An 18,380-nucleotide genomic window follows, 5' to 3' on the forward strand; every position below is an offset into this window, starting at 1 on the left:
CTATCCTTAGTTATTTGTATTCGCCAATGCCCCCATAAGCATTTAAACGGTTATAAAGTGTTTTCGTACTGATCCCCAGCATTTGCGCAGCAATCGTCTTATTACCTTGTACTTTATCTAAAGTCGCGTGGATCAATTCTTTTTCAACTTCTTCAATGGTTTGCCCTGCAACAACTTGGTTTGCTTGGCTCTCTTTATTCACTTTAGAAAACGGTGATTCTAACGAATCAGGTAAAGTAATAACGGAGCCTTTAGGGTCACTCATAATAAAGGCACGGTGTATAGCATGGCGAAGTTCACGCACGTTACCAGGCCAATCATGGGCCTCAAGTTCTTTGATTTGCGCTGCTTGCCATTTAAAGTCGGTGCCGTTTTCATCATTAAGCTGCTCTAAAAAAGCATTGGCAAGCAATGGAATATCTTCTTTGCGCTCACGAAGCGGTGGAATATCAATAGGGAATACCGCTAAACGAAAGTAAATGTCTTCACGAATAACATTATTTTGCGCAAGGTCGGTCAAGGTGCGGTTGGTTGCAGAAATAACGCGGCAATTTACCGCTTGCTCTTTGGTTCCACCCACTCGAGTTACTTTTTTACTTTCGAGTACACGTAGTAAGTTTGGCTGCATATCAATGGGCATTTCTGTCACTTCATCTAAAAACAAAGTACCACCAGCAGCTTGCTCAAACACCCCCTCTTTACGTGCAATAGCGCCTGTAAATGCGCCCTTTTCATGGCCGAAAAGTTCGCTACCAATCAGCTCTTTAGAAAATGCACCACAGTTAGTTGCTACTAAAGGGCCATCACACTCAGTGGCGTTGTGAATTGCCTGAGCAACCACTTCTTTACCAGCACCACTTTCACCCATCAACATTACATTGGCAGAAGTTGCTGCAACACGCTCAATCATAGTATAAAGCTTTTGCATCACCTCTGATTCACCAATTAAGGTGCCAAAGTGGCGCTTTATAGCTGGCGTTGCTTTTTTCTTAGGGCTTGCTTTTTTCGGGTTGAGTACCCGTTCTATATCTTCTCGTTGTAGTGGTTTGACTAGGTGACCAACATTAGGCTCACACATTTCAGCCAACTTACCCTTTACTGAAGGGTGCCCTGAAATTAACGTAACACGAGGCGATTGACCGATTGCTTTTAAGTGCTCAAGCAAATGTAGACCGCTGCCATCTGGCAACATAAAATCTAAAAAAACATGGTCAAACGTGTTGTTTTCAAACCATTGCTCAGCTTCAGCAAGGTTCGCTGCGGTATTTATATTGTGCCCGAGGAACTCAACAATGTGACAAACTACATCACTAAACTCACTGTCATCATCAACTAAAAGTACGTTTAACATATTTATTCCATAAGCTTTTTTAATCATTCTACGCTTAGTTCCAATAAAAATAAAATAAAGCGCGTTAGATACTAATTGAATTCAAATTACGACCATATTACTGCATTTAGTTCCACTTTAGGGTAAAAAGTGAGAAAAATACTAGAAACGGGTTATTATTGCCTACTCAAAATTAAGCTGAGCTGTACTTATTTTAAGTTATTAAGTTGTAATCATATGAAGTTATTAAGAAAAGTTATTCACCCAAGTTTAGGAAACGACTACGGCACTGTATTTATTCGTAACACTGCCCGCGCCATTGTTTTAAAAGGTGAACAAATACTACTTTTATACACCGCTCGTTATGATGACTACAGTTTACCGGGTGGCGGGGTTGATAAAGGCGAAAGTATTGAGCAAGGGCTCCTGCGAGAACTTCATGAAGAAACAGGCGCACAACAAATTCAAATAAAGCATTCACTAGGCTTATACGAAGAAATCAGACCTTGGTACAAAGACGACTTTGACTGTGTTCATATCAAATCTTATTGCTACTTTTGTGAAATAAGCGATGAATTTGCTGACCCAAAAATGGAGCACTACGAAGTGCAAAATGGCATGCAACCTAAGTGGGTGAATATATTTGATGCCATCGCACACAACGAAACCACCATGGCAATGAGTGAAAAACAGGGCTTATCGATTCAGCGCGAGACCTTTTTATTAAAGCTGATTGCTGACACTCTTTAAGTTTTTTACATTACTTTACGCAACCCTCAGCTATTGGGGCAGTCTATACTTATAATTAAAGCCAATTATGAGAGTCAACCATGAGTAAAGTAGCTGCCCTTTCTAAGCCAACCATCCTGTTACATTGGACCGTTGCCATTTTGTTTATCGGCGTATTTGCGATGGGCATTTATGTTGCTGATTTTGCCGAGCCACCCGCTAAATTTACTTATATGGGATGGCATAAATCAATGGGCTTAGTAGTATTAGTTTTTGCCATCGCAAGGCTTATTTGGCGCATAAAAGAAGGCGCATTACCTGCAACATCTGACATGCCTAAATGGCAAACCGTAATTGCTCACCTCACTCATGGCTTATTATTACTTGCGACCCTAGCTATGCCGTTATCTGGATTTATCATGAGCTATGCGGGCGGTCGTGCAATTAGCTTCTTTGAGTTTGAGCTATTGAGCGCACCAGAAAAAACACCTTGGCTTGCAGATGCAGGCAGCTTTGTGCACCACAGTTCTGTGCTCATTATCGTGGTGATTTTAGCCTTACACGTTGCTGCTGCACTTAAACACCAGTTTGTTGACAAAGATGGCATGCTGAGCCGCATGCTAGGTAAGTCTTAAATAAAATTTAAGCGGGCTTAGGGTTAGCATAAAAGCGCCATAAGCCCACTAAATTACTTATTAAAAACACTGTTTCCATAACCACTGCTAGTGGTGAAAACGCTAATAAATTGTGAACTATCCAGCACACAGTGCCGACAATCATCAACAGGCGTAAGGTAAAATCTTTGCCTTGGAATGAAGCATAGGTTTGCATTAACGTTGCTGCCAGTGCGATAAAGCTAACCCAGCTATGCAATGTTAATAGTACTGCGCTAATACTCAAAAGCATAAACGCTATCATCACCCAAGTTTTGCGCGCAAAAATACAATAGCCATAACGTAGTGCTGCAATCAACATTAAGCTTGCAGCACTGAAATTATCAAGCAGCATAAAATGCACTGATGTCAGTAATACTGAGCTAAATAAACAAGCTAAAATAGCTTGTCTTTGTTTAAACTGAAAAGAAGCCAAATCGAGTAATGTGGCAATGGCAACTAAGCACTGAGATAAAATAAACATAACGACTCCTGAAAAATCAGCAGTGTAATGTTCACTGTTTTGCTGCGCCTTAACTTAAGTTAAGACGCCGTCTAATTCGCGATAAAGAAATCGCTGAAATCCCTAAATACATAGCAACATCGTTTAAGCTTAATTGCTCAAGCCAGTGCGGTTTTTGATCTAATAAATATTGATAACGTTGCTCTGGCGTATTGAGTAATAAAAACGCTTCTTTTGCTTCTTTAAACAATAATTGCTGACTAATTAATTGATATTTAATTGCTTGCCAGTCAGTACTATCAAATAAAACCAAAGGCACCTTAATAAGCTCAGCATCACGTATTACTTTGAGTTGATAGAGCGCAGGGGTTTTAGTCAACCAGTTCCCATAAAGCAGTGCAAACTCATCTTGAAAGTAAAACTCTTTACACTTTTGTGTGCCTTGCGATGATGCATGTAATGCACCAAGCACCCCTGATATAATTAAGTAACCCGCATCTTGCTCATCGCCTTGCTGTAATAAAATATCTCCCTTGGCGTATCGCTTAATTGTGCATTGCCCAGCAAGTTTATTACGAAATTTACAAGCTAACTGATGGTAGCTATCACCAAGAGGAAGTAACTGAGCATCGTTCAAGATTGCCAACCTTGCATCAATAATCTAGTTATTTGCTGGGCGTTAATCCCTTCTCTAACAATAAAGCGTTCACCACACCAAAGTGGTGAAAAACCACTATCGCCTTTGACTTCAGCTTTTGCACGTAATGCGGTCATCGCAATCGACGCATACGGAAAAGGCGGCGCTTGCTCTGGCATAGCTCCTAACTCTTGCATGACTCGATTGCTAATACCTCGTGCTGGACGACCAGAGAATAAGGTCGTCAATTCAGTTGAGTCTGGCGCAACTGTTTTTAATACTTCACGATGTAAAGCACTTGTTGTCGCTTCTTCACAAAGTAAGTAAGCGCTCCCCACCTGCACTGCTGCGACACCTAATGCTTGGTATTGGGCGACATCTTCTGCCGTGCAAATTCCACCTGCTGCAATAACAGGTATATCAAGCTCTACACATTCTCGCACTAATTGCGCAGTGGTTGGTTGCAGCGATAAATCCATTGATAAAAAATGGCCGCGGTGGCCGCCAGCTTCAATCCCTTGTGCAATAACCGCATCGGCTCCATTTGTTTGTAACCAACGCGCTTCATCTAACGTTGTTGCTGATGAAAGAACCGTTCCGCCCCACGCTTTTATTTGAGAAACAATCTCTCTACTTGGTAGACCAAAATGAAAGCTTACAACGGCAGGCGCGTAAGGTGCGATAATATCTATTATTTGTTGATTAATTGGCTGGCGCGAAGCATTACGGGTAAATTGTGAGACATCGACAGCAAACTCATCAAAATAAGGTGTAAGCAGATTATGCCAAGCCGTTTGCTGAGCCAGGGTATAGTCGGGTGTTTGATGACAAAAAAAGTTAAGATTGTAAGGCTTATCAGTATGCTGGCTAAGATAATCAAGTTCTGATTTTAGCAGCTCTGCTGAGAGCATAGCGCAAGGTAAAGAGCCAAGCCCTCCAGCTTCACACACAGCGACTGCCAGTTTGGCATTTTGCACACCCGCCATCGGCGCTTGAATAATCGCAAGTTCAGTTTTTAACACAGAATTTGTCATTACATATTCCTTGTAAGTTTTTCAACCTAATGCAGTTTTTACAAAGTTTAAGTTTCTCAAAAGCTAACTGAAAAATAAAAATCTTCTAAAACAATAAGCTATAAAACGCAAAAAATAGGTATTAGCTTTGCAGACTAGCTCCTACAACTTTGTAAGGAGATAATGATGACTGATACTGTTACTACAATCAATCCAACTAATGAACAAACGATCAAGACTTATAACTTATTGTCACTGCAACAAGCACAGAGTGAAGTTGACCAATGTCATCAAGCATTTTTAAAATGGCGCACTACATCCCATGAGCACCGCGCAAAATTACTTAATAAACTTGCACAAGTAATTGATTCTAATCAACAAGAATTAGCACAACTAATGACCGATGAAATGGGTAAGATTTACCAACAGGGCCTTCAGGAGGTTGAGCTTTGTGCAGCAATTTGTCGTTATACCGCTGAGCAGGGACCAAAAGTGCTTGGCGATGAAAAGCGAGATATGCAAGACGGACATGCAATTATTAGTTACCAACCAATTGGTGTAATACTTGGTATCCAACCATGGAACTTCCCGCTATATCAAGTCATTCGCTATGCTTGCGCGAATGTTATGGCAGGTAACACCACAGTGCTAAAACATGCTGGTAATGTATTTGGCATGGCCGAAAAGATTGAACAGTTATTTAAACTGGCTGGTTTTGACGATTATTGCTTTAAGAACTTACTTATTGACGGTAAAACCGCAAGCGAACTAATAGATCACTCAGCGATTCGTGGTGTAACCTTTACTGGCAGCGATGGCACAGGCAAAAAAGTCGCAGAGCGAGCAGCTAAACAGGTTAAGAAAACCGTGCTCGAATTAGGCAGTAACGATGCATACATCGTACTTGATGACGCTGATTTAAATACGGCGATTACCGCATGTACGCAAGGTCGTTTGATAAACAACGGACAAACCTGTGTTGCGGCAAAACGCTTTATTGTGGTTGATGCTTTATATGATGATTTTAAAGCTCTAATCAAAGAGCAATTTGAGCAAGTTGTTCTTGGCGATCCGAACGATGAAAAAACCACGCTTGGGCCAATGGCTCGTAAAGATCTGCGCGATCAGCTTCATCAGCAAGTCACTGACTCTGTAAATGCAGGTGCTACTATTATCACGGGCGGTAAAGTTGCTGAACACACCGGCTTTTATTACACCCCGACCTTGCTTGAAAATATCAAACCGGGCATGCCCGCTTATGACGATGAATTATTTGGCCCTGTGGCATCACTTATTAGAGCCAAAGATAACGTAGAGGCAATGCAAATTGCTAATGATTCACGCTATGGTCTTGGCGGCGGTATTTTCTCAAAAGATGAACAAGCAGCCATTGAGCTTGCAAAGCTTCACTTTGACACCGGTATGGTAAATATCAATGGTTATGGTCTTGCGCAACCGAACTTACCATTTGGTGGTGTAAAAGACAGTGGCTATGGCCGTGAACATGGCGGTTTTGGACTACGAGAATTTGTTAATATCAAAACCATTATGGTCAACGACTAATCACTATTAAGGGCTCATTAGAGCCCTTTTTCATATCTGATTGTGCCGTCCTTAATAAGGTTATCACTTTTCATACCAATCCGCTTAATTAAGTAGTCTATTTTGAGGCAATAAAACCTCGTTGATAACAAGGCAAAAATTTCGTTATTTAGTTGTTCTAAATGAGAAATTTTTAACGCAGTTAGCGACAGGTTTTATCCCTCAAAATGATTAAGTATTATTGCGGGTTGGTATTAAACATTGGCACTTGTTGCTTCGAGGCTGCTGGCATTTTTAACTCATCCACTGCTTTTTCTTTATCAATCTGCTCTTGTTGTTTTTGGTTGTCAGAATCGGGGTTATAAACAAGCTCTGTAAGAAGTGCAAAATGGTCTGAGCCATACTTTGCCAAACGCTCAATACGCTTAACGCTAAACTCATTACTATGAAAAAGATGATCAAGTGGCCAGCGCATAAAGAAATAACTGGCATGAAAGGTATTAAAAAAGCCGCGGCCTTTACGTGGGTCTAACAAGCCACTAATACGCATAAACAAACGGGTACTACGCGACCAAGCAACATCATTTAGATCTCCTGCAACAATACAAGGTCGCAGTCTGTTTTTAAGTGCTTTTGCTAAGATAATTAGTTCAGTATCACGCGGCCGTGAGCTGTCTTCTTCCGTGGGGCTCGGAGGTGCAGGATGAATAAAATGCCCTTGAACTTCTACGCTATCTGCATCTTCAAACAAAATATGGATTGAGGGGATATCGCTTTCTATAAGCTCACAAACTTGCTGTTGTTTAATTTTAAACTTGCTGTACAAGTGCATGCCATAACGATTATCTTTTGGGCAGTACACTCGATACGGGTATTCTTGCTCTAAACTGCTCAGTTCGTTCTGCCAAGTTTGATCAGACTCTAACGTAATGAGTAAGTCTGGTTGGTGCGTGTTAACTAAAGCAATGAGTTTGTCATATTCGCTGTTCGACATCAGTACATTTGCCGACATAATGCGAATACTGTGCTTATCAGTTTTATTGCTTGAAGCAACTTCTTTATTAGCGAGCCTTGTGTAAGGGTAAATCCAGCCAACTTGTAAAAGCAACACGACGATACTCGCCAGAGCACAACCAATATAAGGCGCGGAGCCCGTGCGACTGATTAAATAGCTTGCAGCAATTAAACTCGCACAAGCAAGGTAAACCACTTGCAAGCGTACAAAGTCACAACTGCGAATTAAATAATGTTGGGAATATGAAAATGGCAAGATTGAGACTACTAGCAGCATGGCCAATAGTGAACCCAATCCATAAGTCATGATCGATTCAAGCAAAACTAGCGGCTCAGAATAGAAATAATTTCTCGGGTGTCTTCCACTAAACGCACGACAGTATCGTCAACTTGAATTGAGATTAGACCATCTCTGTCTCGAGATTTAATCACTTTACCGCGGCGGTAAATATCACGGTCAAGAATATCGCCTTTACGTAATTTCTTCTGCCAACCGGGTGGTAAATCGCCACCATTATCAAGTTTCTTTTCAAGGCCAGGTGGTAGACTTTTATCTTTGCCCTTATCCTTGTCTTTATCTTTTGCAAGTGCGCCAGCCGTCACTAGGCTTAAACCTATCACTGCAACTGTTAACAATGCTTTCATGCGAGTGCTCCTTCTATGAGTCCCAATTAAGCGTAGCAAGTTTTTCTGAACTGGGTATGAAACCAGCTAAAAAAAGCCGCTAAGCGGCTTTTGACAGGATTAACGATGGCGAGTAACGATTGATAAAATCTCTCGCGTATCGTGTACTAGATGAATAAGGCGGTCATCGATTTCGATGGCAATAATGCCATTTCGGTCGCGACGTTTAATCACTCGCCCATGACGATATATATCACGGTCAAGAATATCACCATGGTGATAACGCTTATACCAACCAGGTGGTAAGCCACCACCATACCCTACTTTTTTGTATAAACCGGGTGGTAAGTCACGGTAGCTGTAATGGTCGTATCTATCGTAACGATCATGTCTGTCATGATGATGGTGATGTTTGTGGTGTTTTTTATGTTTTTTATGCTTTTTACGTTCGTGCTTATGTTCGTATCTATCGTGGTCACGATCATGTTTCGCGTTTGCTTCCATAGGTATCAAACTCAAACCTAAAACAGCAACTGAGATAGTAATTAATTTATTCATAAAAGAGACCCTCAACGTTTGCTCTTGATAAAAAGCCTAACGTTTTAGCCTGAATCATAGATGAAGGGTTACAATTTAAAAACGTAACTGTTTACATATCAACACATTAGAAAGCTAACCTTTACATTTCTTTAAACTTCTTTGGCACTATTTACGAAAAATCGAGTCTGAGTTACAGTTCCGTTTGAGGCGTTTGTCGTTATATTTGCAACATAAACAAAGGCTTCCTCACAACATAATAAGGATAATTTATGAATGTTCTAAAATGGTGTTTGGTCATTAGTATTACTGCACTAACGGGCTGTAGTGCCATGATGAGCCAATATGGCAATCAAAAAACGCAATCAAGTTCATTGGTTGAGTACCTTTACCCAGACCAACAAGATAGAGCTGCACACCAAGCAACGATTCCAACTTTGAACTTACCAGCCACGGTAGGGATTGCCTTTATTCCTAACAAGTACAATGATGGCTTGCATCATGGTGATGAAATCGCACTGCTAAATAAAGTTAAAAAGCAGTTTATGCAATATGACTACATAGACCGTATTGAAGTGATCCCAAGTACTTATTTAAAAGGCAGCGAGGGATTTACCGCATTAGAACAAGTATCTCGATTATATGATGTGGATATTATGGCGCTTGTTTCATACGACCAAGTGTCGCAAAGCTTAGAAAATAACGCTGCATTTTTATATCTCACGATTGTTGGTTTATATGTGATTCCGGGCAATGAGAACTCAGTACAAACCTTTGTAGATACTGCCGTATTTGACGTGAAAAGCCGAAAAATGCTGTTTCGCGCGCCAGGTATTCATAAAGCAGAGCAACGCAGTACAGCAATTGGCATCGATGAAGTCGCTAAAGAGCAGTCGCTGGCAAGCTTTAATGGAGCTGTTGATGACATGATCACGAATCTCGATGCTGAATTAGCGCAATTTAAAACCCGCGTAAAAGAAGAAAAAGTAGCTAATGTCACGCACAGAAATGGCAGTAGCGGCAGTAGCTTATTTTGGTTAGTTGCAGTACTGGCAGGTTTTGCCGTACATCGCCGTATTGCATAACAGACAAAGTTATTAAGCGCGAAAGCTTTTACCCATCCTAAAAAGCAGTTACCCTTTGGTTTTTGTTGTACCTAACCAAAGGGTTTTCATGAAGTTGTCGATACTCTCAGTGCTTGTGGGCACCTCATTTTTTAACCAACAAGCCATTGCAAATAATGAACTAGAACATATTACAACGACCGCCTCGCGCAACGAAGTGTTGGCAGATCCATTGCCTGTAGTGGTCAGCAGTATTTCACAGAAGCAACTGGCGCTTATCGCTCCAACTCACATTGAACAAGCCCTTAAACAGGTTGCTGGTGCTAATCTTCAACACGGTAACGGCCAAGAGTATTTACCCGCTTTACGTTCGCCTGTACTTTCTGGCGCAGGTGCCTGCGGTGGCTTACTTACCGCCGAAGATGGTATTCCACTTCGCGCAGCTGGTTTTTGCAACATCAATGAATTATTCGAAGCCCACACTGAAATGGCTGAACGCATCGAAGTACTGAAAGGCCCGGGTTCTGCACTTTATGGTTCAAACGCTGTACATGGTGTAGTCAACGTGATCACTCCAGATACAACCTATAACCACAACCAACTTGGTTTTGATTACGGCTCGTTTGGCTACACCCGCTACAAACTAGGTGCGGGTCGTGATTTTGGTCAACAAGGTTTAGGTATTAATGCCACTATTACTCGAGATACGGGTTATCGTGATGACGAAAGTGTTGACCAAGAAAAGCTCTCGCTACGTCACCGTTTTGATGGCGAAAAACTAAGTGTAAGTACAGGCCTGACTTACACCCATTTAGATCAACAAACAGCTGGCTACATAGAGGGCTTTGAAAGCTACAAGGATAAGCAAATAGCTCAGTCTAATTTTGATCCTGATGCATTTCGTAAAGCCCGCTCTTTGCGTGTTTGGTCAAAGCTAAATTGGACACAAGATGAGGCTAACAGCTTTACCCTTACGCCTTATATCCGCGACCAAGACATGACCTTCTTTAAGCATTTTTTACCGGGTACTCCCCTTGAAGAAAATGCTCAGCAAGGTGTTGGTATACAATCAAGCTGGCAGCACAAGTTAACCGGCTCTAGCCTGTTAACTGTTGGTTTTGATGGTGAACTTACAGATGCTGACTTTTTACAATATCAAGACAGTCCCACTCAAGGCTCAGCATTTTTAGTCGCCACCGTGCCTCAAGGCAAACATTATGATTATCAAGTAACAAGCACCCTATTAGCACCGTTTGTGAACCTTGATTGGCAACTTGATGAGTTACTTATCAGCCTGGGTGGTCGATACGAGCGTATGCGTTATGACTACGACAACCATATGTTGGCTGGCCGCACAAAAGAAGATGGCACAGCATGCGCCATGGGTGGGTGTCGCTATTCTCGACCAGAAAGCGGCGAAAATCGCTTTACTAACTTTTCACCTAAGCTTGGTTTAAGCTATCAATATGCTGAAAACCAGTTTATCTACGCCAATGCTTCAGAAGGTTATCGAGCACCGCAAGCGGCAGAGCTTTATCAGTTGCAACGCGAACAAAATATCGCAGATCTTAAATCTGAAACAGCTAAAAACCTAGAGCTTGGTATAAAAGGTCAACAAGCACAGCTGCATTATGTAGTTAGCATTTATGCAATGAATAAAAAGAACACCATTTTCCGCGACAGTGATTTTTATTACGTCAATGATGGCCAAACTCAGCATCGTGGTGTTGAGCTTGAGTTAGCCTATGCCATAACGCCTAGCTTATCGATGCAGTTAGCCGCGAGCCACGCCAAACATACATACAGTTATGACCAAGTACTCAGCGGGATTAACATCAATGATAATCTTATTGATACTGCTCCTCGTAACATCGCAAACTTGCAGCTACTTTGGCAAGCAAACGACATGACACGTGTTGGTCTTGAGCTACATACCACCAGCAGCTACTTTACTGATCCTGAAAACCAGCATAGTTACCAAGGCCACTCATTAGTAAATTTACGAGCGGCGTGGCAGCTAACAGCTAACCTTAGTGTGACGGCACGAATAAACAATTTAACCGACGAGCGTTACGCAGAGCGTGCTGACTACACTACATTTAGTGGCGACCGATACTTTCCGGGTAGACCGCGCAATGCCATGTTATCAGCAAGTTATCAGTTTTAAATAACCGCATTTTTTGGTGAGCTATCTCATAGTTCACCCACGCTGTTTCGTGTTTTGGTATGATAAATGTACCTCTTGCTATTACTCCTAAACAGCGTGACATCTTCTCAAAATCTAATTCGTAACCTTCTTTTAGTGCTGGGCATTTTTCTTATTGCAGCCAGCTTACGAGCCCCGATCACTGGCATTGCACCGGTACTTGAACAGATCATTGAACAGTTTCAGTTAAATGCATCGCAAGCCGGCATGTTGACGACTTTACCTTTAATCGCGTTTGCCATTGCCTCACCTATGGCGGCAAGTCTTGCTAAAAAGTGTGGCCTTGAAATATCACTGTTTATTGCCCTTGTACTCATAGGTATAGGGGTTGTCTCTCGGGTTATTGATTCTGCCACCGTGCTTTTTATTGGTACCGCAGTAATTGGTGTCGGTATCGCGATTGGTAATGTGTTATTACCAAGCCTAATAAAGCGTGACTTTCCACACAAAGTGGCAGTAATGACGTCGAGTTATGTTTTGGCGATGGGCATATTTGGTGGCAGCTATTCAGCACTCATCATTCCGCTCGCTGAATACAAAGAACTTGGCTGGCAATTGGCGCTTGCCAGTTATGCTTTACTGGTTGTGCTGGCTATTATGGTGTGGTTACCACAACTTAAGCAACATACCATGCCAAAACAGGCATATGTGTCAAACAATACACAAAACAAAATTTGGCACTCTGCACTGGCTTGGCAAATCACCTTATTGCTCGGCTTTAACTCCTTTTTCACTTATATCATGCTTGGTTGGCTACCCAGTATTTTAATAGAAGGTGGCCATAGTGCGCAGCATGCGGGTGCTTTGCAAGGCGCCTTTCAAGTTGCCTCTGCGCTGCCAGGAATTGTGCTTATTCCACTACTTGCCAAATTAAAAGATCAACGCATCTTAACGCTAAGCTTGGCGTTACTTGGCGCGCTTTGTTCTGTTGGATTATTAGTTGCACCTAGTTTTGCGATGCTTTGGTCAGTCACTTTAGGGTTTTGCTCAGGTGCCTGTTTCATCTTGGGCTTATCATTTGTAAGCCTGCGCACTCATGACTCAATGCAAGCCGCTGCGTTATCGGGTATGGCGCAATGTATCGGGTATTTATTGGCTGCCACAGGCCCTATTATTGCGGGCGCCTTACATAGTTATTTCAACAACTGGGCGGGAGCACTTTGGCTGTGTATGGCATCTAGCCTATTGTGTGCTTTATTTGGTTACTTAAGTGGCCGAAATATCACCATCGGCCAGCAATAAATATGAAACCACAGCTATTTAGGGGCGGTTTCAAAGGCACTCATATTACTAAGGTTATCGAGCCAAGGTTTATGTGAGCGATACCAAATATGCGCTTTAGGGATGAGCTCATCAGCTTGCTCTACGGCGCCAATACGTAAGCCATAAATACGCTCACCTGCACCGACAGAAGTCGCGTACAAAGCTGTACCACAATTACCACAAAACCCTTGCGCACGCTGGTTGCCACTTTCAGCTATTTTTATATATTCTTTTGGCTTAGCACCTGTAAAGGTAACTCCATCTGGCACAGACACCACAACCGTACGAAAAGGCGCACCTGAGATAATTTGGCAATCAGTGCAGTGACAGTTTATCACTTTATTTTCATCAACGTTTGCATGGTAAGTTACCTCACCACAATGACAACGACCGGTAACCTTCATATTAAACTCCTTGTTGAGATGACAGCTCTTTTACAGGGTAATGATTAGCGTGTTTCAAGCTTTGTAAATCATTAAAACGTACCCCATGCTGAGCCATAATAGGATGTATTTTTTTGCTGATCAATTGTCTGATATAAAAGGGTTGATTCGGCACAAAATGATGGATTGTGTGGGTGCGGCCAAAATCAAAACAGAATAGCTGAAACGGTAAAAACCAACGGCTGGTGATCACATGCGTTTGCTCAAGTAAATTATTTACACCGCCATAATAATGCATTGAAGATGTCACTAAGTTAAGAGAACTCGAACGAATAATATTAGGCACGATAAGTACCACCATTAAAAAATCTGCCATCGCCAATAACTCAGCTCCCCACGGCGGCAATGTAAATGGCTGTACGAACTGCACTGCATAATAAGCAATTACCCCGTAAAGAATCGCAAAATACGCAGTAGCAATCGGAAAGCCCGCATTAAATACACGGAAGAACTTAAAACCACTAATTTCTTTATTAAATCGCTTGGTATTGATTAACAAACCTAGCAAGCCATCAGTAATGACCAAAGCTCTCAACAAGGGCGACTTAATACCATTGCCTACTAAACGCTCTTCTAAATCTTGTGAGGTGCCGGATACTTTATGGTGATGTAAATGAATCTTTCTGCGATACCAAGGGTTCACCGTATTAGGCCGCATAAGCCACACGGTTAACATCATAAAGTTATGTATAAAAGGACGATTACTAAAATACTGCTTATGGATAAGGTCATGCTCAAGCTCATGCGATATTGAGGTAATAAAGGCAGCCAGAATGATGCAAAGCCACGAGGGAATAACCGCTAAGTAATAAAGTGTCGCAACACCGAATAGTGAACACAACGACACCAGCAGAATTACCATCGCAATTTTATTTTGTTGGTTAAGTATAGGGTAACGCGCTCTTAACGACTGCTCTTCGGCCTTAATGGCTGTAACAATCGCCTTGATGTTTTGCTTTGCGGTTAATTTTGACATAGTAAGCTTTTGCTAACTGCTTGATACCAAAATCATACCGTAATTATCTACTGCTCTCGAGAAAATTGCGTTAAAAATGGTATTACATCATTTGCTGGTAATGGCTTAGAAAAGTAATAGCCTTGGATATAATCGCAGCCTGCTTCGGTAAGCACCGCCAATTGCTCGCGCTCTTCAACCCCTTCAGCAACGACCTTAATACCCAATACTCGACTCATTTGGATAATCGATTTAACCAGTGCTTCGTCACCTAAATCAACATGAACTTCATCTATGAAAGACTTATCAAGCTTGAGTACATCAACAGGGAAACGGCGTAAATAACTAAGAGATGAATAACCGGTACCAAAATCATCCAATGAAATTAAGCAACCCGCCTCTTTTAATTGAGTAAGCACATCGAGATGGTTAGTATTTTCTGGAGCTAAAACACTTTCAGTTAATTCAAAAGAGATTTGTGACGGCTTAACCCCTTGGTTGTTGATAATTTCAAGCCATGCATTACGCTCAGGATTAAACTCAGTAAACTCAAATAAAGACCGATTTACGTTAAAAACAACATCGTTATAACCTTGCAGCTCTAATGCTTTTATTTGCTGACAAGTTTTAACCAACACCAGCTCTCCAAGTGGAATAATCACTCGAGACTCTTCTGCTAACGGAATAAACTCCGCAGGTGATACCCATTGCCCTTGATTATTCCAACGCACTAAACTTTCGAATTTAGCAACCGTGTTATTTTCTATATCGATAATAGGTTGAAAATAAACTTCAATTTCGTCGTTTTTCACTGCCAAAGTTAGCTGATCTATAAGCAAGTTTTGTGTTTTTATTTTGTTATCCATTTCAGTGCAGAAAAATAAATACTCTGTACCAGCTTGCTTTGCATTGAGAGTTGCAAGCTCAGCTTGTCTTATCAAGCGGCGTGCTATTTTTTCGATTTTATGTTCAGAGGAAGAAATATAACGTTGCTCAAAACAGCTGATCCCAAGAGTTACATATACTTGCTGGCTAATACCACCAATTGAAAAAGGCTCAACCAACAATGCTGTAATTTGCTTACAAACATGTTCTAGCTCACTAATATGTTGATAGGTTTGTAAAATAGCAAAGCTATCACCATCTATTCGTGAAAAGGCTGATTCTTTAAAACAGCTTTCAAGTCGCTCAGCTAGTTTACATAAGACTTTGTCACCAAATGTTAGGCCATATACCGTATTAATATTCTGAAATTTATCAACATCAAAATAAATTACTGCCAAGTTTGTATCTACTTCATCTTGATATGCAAGAGACGAAATTAAAGTACACAAGTACTCTTTAAAGTAAAAACGATTAGTTAACCCTGTAAGTTGGTCGTGGTTAGCGTGAAAATAAATTTTTCGCTCAGCTTCTTTTTTCTCGGTAATATCTAAAATAAACGCCACATAGCAATCCTCAGCATTATTTTGCATTTTGGTTATTGATAAAAATTGCGTATATAACTTACCTTGCTTAGTTTTATTGGTAATTTCACCAGACCATTTGCCCTCAGTATTAATCTGGTGCCACATAGCTTTATAAAAATGTGGATCATACTGGTTTGAACTTAAAATTTTAGGGTTTTCCCCTAAGACTTCGTCCAGCGAATAGCCCGTCATTTTAGTGAAGGCAGTATTTGCATAGGTAATTTCTACATTGTGGTCGCAGATAAAAATAGCTTCGTGGCTTTGTTCTATTAACTGATTAGAAAAATCTAGCTTAGCAATGAAACGGTCTTTTTCAATTTCACGCTGGATTAAACCTGTAAATAACGAAAAGAAAGATTCGATTGATAACGCATCACTTATTTCATGCTGAAAAAGCGCTACCAGAATGGTATTTGTCTTGCCAGAAATGCTTTGTAATGGCACACCCACATAAGCTTCAATATCCATATCAACAAGCAATTGATCATTAGGGAATAGCTGCTGAACACCTGAATTGTAACTTGAAACACTGCCACAGCTGACATCATTGCATGGTGTACAGCGAATATCGTAGCTGATGTTTTCAACTATTTCGTCATGCGCAACTAAAGCAATGGTTGTCGCATATAAAGTTGACTCATCGACTTGAGCCAAAAAAACATGCGAAGCACCCAGCACTTCTGATAAAGATAGGCATATTGCATTATAAAAGTTCTCACTTTTAAGATTTGAAATACTTTCAACAATACGCTTTAAATCGTATGTACCCATGTTATGCCACCCAACCGTTTTTTCCGCTAAGAGTCTGACTTAACCTGAACTAAAGACGGTAAATTCTATTATATTAAGCACTTAAACACCATGGTACTCTAGTCGAAAGCGGTTAACTTTCAAACAAATAAGCATACATTTTTCATGGTTATTTCAAAAGTAAGCATAGTTTGAAGTTTACAGGTTATAAATAGAACAAAAGTTATTTTAATCTGGGGTGAATTAGTACTTAGATTTGAGTTATAGGTGTTAGGCTCTGGGTGCTAGGCAAAATACCCCCTTGGGGCTGAGGGTGGTTTCAAAACCCAACAACCGCACCGCTCGGCTAAAAACTGACAGCTGATGGCTGGTAGCTTTTTCAGACATAAAAAAATTTGGCTAGGGTTCAAAAGTGGTACCAGTAGGCGGACTATTACTTGCTTTAGTGCCATGCCTCGCGTGGCGATCAAGTCCGCTAACTACTTTTTTCAGGCATAAAAAAAACCTAACCATTTGGCTAGGGTTCAAAAGTGGTACCAGTAGGCGGACTTTTACTTGCTTCAGTGCCACGTCCCGCATGGCGCTCAAGTCCGGTGACTACTTTTTCAGACATAAAAAAACCCTAACCATTTGGCTAGGGTTAAAAAGTGGTACCAGTAGGCGGACTTTTACTTGCTTCAGTGCCATGCCTCGCGTGGCGCTCAAGTCCGCTAACTACTTTTTTCAGGCATAAAAAAACCCTAACCAATTGGCTAGGGTTCAAAAGTGGTACCAGTAGGCGGACTTGAACCGCCACGCCCGAAGGCAACGGATTTTGAATTTGTGTAAGAGCATCGTGAAAAATCTAACCCATTGATAATTAAAAATTTAATTTTTTATAACTGTGACAAAATGTTGTCACAATGGCAAAAAATCGTCACAGTTTTTTATATTATTTACTTGAAGATAAACACTTGAGATCACGGCCTTTGTGCCATTTTAGGCGTTACTGTTAAGTTTAAAAAACACAAACCATCTGCACCTCAAACCGATAATTTTCTTGCTCTTCATAAACCCTAACACTTAAAACCAAGTCGCTATGACCTTCGTTTCTCGTCCATAAATCAACTAAAACATCCCAATAAACTCTTTGCCAAACATAGACAGATAAACCCCATGCGTCTTCAGGTAAGCTAATCAACTCCTCACCGTAATCTTCAATGTAGGAATTGATTTGGATTGAGGTAGCCTCAGGTAATTTCGACACTAATGGAATTTTGCCAATTGAGTAGTGGTATTTTTAACGAGGCACTCTACAGCGGCGTGTAATGTTTGTCGCCACTCAACAGGTATTGGTAGCTCTTTATCTTCGTCCTTGGTAACCATAAGTTTCCTTATATCTATTTTTATTTTCTCTTTATTGCCAATAGCGAACCTTCAACTATAACTCCTTTATGACCCAAAATGAGTAAGTGATACGGTCTCAATAGAGCGAATTACTCAAAAGAGCGAACTTCGGTCATTCAAAATTGCTTTTCTATTTCGTCAAAGTATATTGCTTGCATAGTCAGGAAAGCGACCCAATCGCTCGTTTTTGTCCTGACACAAAAGCTAGAACTACTGCATTTTAGTTGTAATGGCAATTAGTTAAGAAGTTTGCTACAAATGAGTCATTCAGAAAAACGAGCGACGCTGTGGTAGAAAAACGC

Annotated in this window: 17 protein-coding genes; 6 read left to right on the forward strand and 11 right to left on the reverse strand. The window is 41.0% G+C overall.

From position 1 onward, the window contains the following. Positions 1-10: 10 nt before the first annotated feature. Complete coding sequence (locus tag AOG27_RS08580) at positions 11-1,351, reverse strand: sigma-54-dependent transcriptional regulator (RefSeq protein WP_054552612.1); 1,341 nt, start codon at positions 1,349-1,351, stop codon at positions 11-13. Positions 1,352-1,567: 216 nt separating this feature from the next. On the opposite strand from AOG27_RS08580, the gene AOG27_RS08585 reads away from it, so the two are divergent. Together AOG27_RS08585 and AOG27_RS08590 are read left to right on the forward strand one after the other, a co-directional pair. Further along, positions 1,568-2,080: an NUDIX hydrolase gene (locus tag AOG27_RS08585; protein ID WP_054552613.1), complete on the forward strand. Its 513-nt coding sequence runs from the start codon at positions 1,568-1,570 to the stop codon at positions 2,078-2,080. An 80-nt stretch (positions 2,081-2,160) separates the two neighbouring features. Further along, positions 2,161-2,694, forward strand: a complete 534-nt coding sequence (locus AOG27_RS08590; protein WP_054552614.1) for a cytochrome b — start codon at positions 2,161-2,163, stop codon at positions 2,692-2,694. A 7-nt stretch (positions 2,695-2,701) separates the two neighbouring features. Here the strand turns inward: AOG27_RS08590 and AOG27_RS08595 are convergent, their stop codons facing one another. The 3 genes from AOG27_RS08595 to AOG27_RS08605 are packed head-to-tail and all read right to left on the reverse strand — an operon-like array spanning position 2,702 to position 4,846. Next, on the reverse strand, positions 2,702-3,196 hold the full coding sequence (locus tag AOG27_RS08595) for a YgjV family protein (RefSeq protein ID WP_054552615.1): 495 nt from the start codon (positions 3,194-3,196) through the stop codon (positions 2,702-2,704). Positions 3,197-3,245: 49 nt separating this feature from the next. Beyond that, a complete protein-coding gene (locus AOG27_RS08600; protein ID WP_054552616.1) occupies positions 3,246-3,812 on the reverse strand; it encodes a Crp/Fnr family transcriptional regulator in 567 nt (188 codons plus the stop codon). After that, the gene (locus AOG27_RS08605; RefSeq protein WP_054552617.1) at positions 3,809-4,846 is read right to left on the reverse strand and encodes an NAD(P)H-dependent flavin oxidoreductase; all 1,038 of its coding nucleotides are present in this window, start codon (positions 4,844-4,846) and stop codon (positions 3,809-3,811) included. Before AOG27_RS08605 ends, AOG27_RS08600 begins: the two co-directional genes overlap by 4 nt. Positions 4,847-5,011: 165 nt before the next feature. Here AOG27_RS08605 and AOG27_RS08610 point away from each other — a divergent pair, with 165 nt between their 5' ends. Further along, on the forward strand, positions 5,012-6,388 hold the full coding sequence (locus tag AOG27_RS08610) for an NAD-dependent succinate-semialdehyde dehydrogenase (protein ID WP_054552618.1): 1,377 nt from the start codon (positions 5,012-5,014) through the stop codon (positions 6,386-6,388). 217 nt (positions 6,389-6,605) lie between these two features. Here AOG27_RS08610 and AOG27_RS08615 read toward each other — a convergent pair whose 3' ends face one another. The 3 genes from AOG27_RS08615 to AOG27_RS08625 form a co-directional block, all read right to left on the reverse strand. After that, entirely contained in the window at positions 6,606-7,688 is a 1,083-nt protein-coding gene (locus AOG27_RS08615) for an endonuclease/exonuclease/phosphatase family protein (protein ID WP_082389248.1), read from the reverse strand. 17 nt (positions 7,689-7,705) lie between these two features. Beyond that, positions 7,706-8,026 (reverse strand): hypothetical protein, encoded by a 321-nt coding sequence (locus AOG27_RS08620; RefSeq protein WP_054552620.1) that lies wholly within the window; start codon positions 8,024-8,026, stop codon positions 7,706-7,708. Between the two features lie 99 nt (positions 8,027-8,125). After that, on the reverse strand, positions 8,126-8,563 hold the full coding sequence (locus AOG27_RS08625) for a hypothetical protein (protein ID WP_054552621.1): 438 nt from the start codon (positions 8,561-8,563) through the stop codon (positions 8,126-8,128). 251 nt (positions 8,564-8,814) lie between these two features. On the opposite strand from AOG27_RS08625, the gene rhlP reads away from it, so the two are divergent. From rhlP to AOG27_RS08640, 3 genes are all read left to right on the forward strand, one after another. Beyond that, positions 8,815-9,627, forward strand: coding sequence for a rhombotarget lipoprotein (rhlP, locus tag AOG27_RS08630; protein WP_054552622.1), 813 nt, complete (start codon positions 8,815-8,817; stop codon positions 9,625-9,627). Between the two features lie 88 nt (positions 9,628-9,715). Then, positions 9,716-11,773: a TonB-dependent receptor gene (locus AOG27_RS08635; protein WP_054552623.1), complete on the forward strand. Its 2,058-nt coding sequence runs from the start codon at positions 9,716-9,718 to the stop codon at positions 11,771-11,773. 66 nt (positions 11,774-11,839) lie between these two features. Beyond that, entirely contained in the window at positions 11,840-13,054 is a 1,215-nt protein-coding gene (locus AOG27_RS08640) for an MFS transporter (protein WP_054552624.1), read from the forward strand. A gap of 14 nt (positions 13,055-13,068) precedes the next feature. Here AOG27_RS08640 and AOG27_RS08645 read toward each other — a convergent pair whose 3' ends face one another. From AOG27_RS08645 to AOG27_RS08660, 4 genes are all read right to left on the reverse strand, one after another. Beyond that, on the reverse strand, positions 13,069-13,479 hold the full coding sequence (locus AOG27_RS08645) for a GFA family protein (protein WP_054552625.1): 411 nt from the start codon (positions 13,477-13,479) through the stop codon (positions 13,069-13,071). A gap of 1 nt (position 13,480) precedes the next feature. Beyond that, on the reverse strand, positions 13,481-14,494 hold the full coding sequence (locus AOG27_RS08650; protein WP_054552626.1) for a fatty acid desaturase: 1,014 nt from the start codon (positions 14,492-14,494) through the stop codon (positions 13,481-13,483). A 47-nt stretch (positions 14,495-14,541) separates the two neighbouring features. Continuing rightward, on the reverse strand, positions 14,542-16,713 hold the full coding sequence (locus tag AOG27_RS08655) for a putative bifunctional diguanylate cyclase/phosphodiesterase (RefSeq protein WP_054552627.1): 2,172 nt from the start codon (positions 16,711-16,713) through the stop codon (positions 14,542-14,544). 976 nt (positions 16,714-17,689) lie between these two features. Then, a complete protein-coding gene (locus AOG27_RS08660) occupies positions 17,690-17,938 on the reverse strand; it encodes a DUF7668 domain-containing protein (RefSeq protein WP_054552628.1) in 249 nt (82 codons plus the stop codon). Positions 17,939-18,380 lie beyond the last annotated feature (442 nt).

Source organism: Pseudoalteromonas lipolytica (assembly GCF_001306915.1).
Taxonomy (GTDB): domain Bacteria; phylum Pseudomonadota; class Gammaproteobacteria; order Enterobacterales; family Alteromonadaceae; genus Pseudoalteromonas; species Pseudoalteromonas simplex.

What these genes read in the sequence shown, in the direction of transcription:
- AOG27_RS08655 (WP_054552627.1), bottom strand. Translation starts at nt 16,713, where the DNA reads ATGGGTACATACGATTTAAAGCGTATTGTTGAAAGTATTTCAAATCTT.
- AOG27_RS08640 (WP_054552624.1), top strand. Translation starts at nt 11,840, where the DNA reads ATGTACCTCTTGCTATTACTCCTAAACAGCGTGACATCTTCTCAAAAT.
- AOG27_RS08625 (WP_054552621.1), bottom strand. Translation starts at nt 8,563, where the DNA reads ATGAATAAATTAATTACTATCTCAGTTGCTGTTTTAGGTTTGAGTTTG.
- AOG27_RS08610 (WP_054552618.1), top strand. Translation starts at nt 5,012, where the DNA reads ATGACTGATACTGTTACTACAATCAATCCAACTAATGAACAAACGATC.
- AOG27_RS08650 (WP_054552626.1), bottom strand. Translation starts at nt 14,494, where the DNA reads ATGTCAAAATTAACCGCAAAGCAAAACATCAAGGCGATTGTTACAGCC.
- AOG27_RS08605 (WP_054552617.1), bottom strand. Translation starts at nt 4,846, where the DNA reads ATGACAAATTCTGTGTTAAAAACTGAACTTGCGATTATTCAAGCGCCG.
- AOG27_RS08635 (WP_054552623.1), top strand. Translation starts at nt 9,716, where the DNA reads ATGAAGTTGTCGATACTCTCAGTGCTTGTGGGCACCTCATTTTTTAAC.
- AOG27_RS08620 (WP_054552620.1), bottom strand. Translation starts at nt 8,026, where the DNA reads ATGAAAGCATTGTTAACAGTTGCAGTGATAGGTTTAAGCCTAGTGACG.
- AOG27_RS08595 (WP_054552615.1), bottom strand. Translation starts at nt 3,196, where the DNA reads ATGTTTATTTTATCTCAGTGCTTAGTTGCCATTGCCACATTACTCGAT.
- AOG27_RS08645 (WP_054552625.1), bottom strand. Translation starts at nt 13,479, where the DNA reads ATGAAGGTTACCGGTCGTTGTCATTGTGGTGAGGTAACTTACCATGCA.
- AOG27_RS08590 (WP_054552614.1), top strand. Translation starts at nt 2,161, where the DNA reads ATGAGTAAAGTAGCTGCCCTTTCTAAGCCAACCATCCTGTTACATTGG.
- AOG27_RS08580 (WP_054552612.1), bottom strand. Translation starts at nt 1,351, where the DNA reads ATGTTAAACGTACTTTTAGTTGATGATGACAGTGAGTTTAGTGATGTA.
- rhlP (WP_054552622.1), top strand. Translation starts at nt 8,815, where the DNA reads ATGAATGTTCTAAAATGGTGTTTGGTCATTAGTATTACTGCACTAACG.
- AOG27_RS08615 (WP_082389248.1), bottom strand. Translation starts at nt 7,688, where the DNA reads ATGACTTATGGATTGGGTTCACTATTGGCCATGCTGCTAGTAGTCTCA.
- AOG27_RS08585 (WP_054552613.1), top strand. Translation starts at nt 1,568, where the DNA reads ATGAAGTTATTAAGAAAAGTTATTCACCCAAGTTTAGGAAACGACTAC.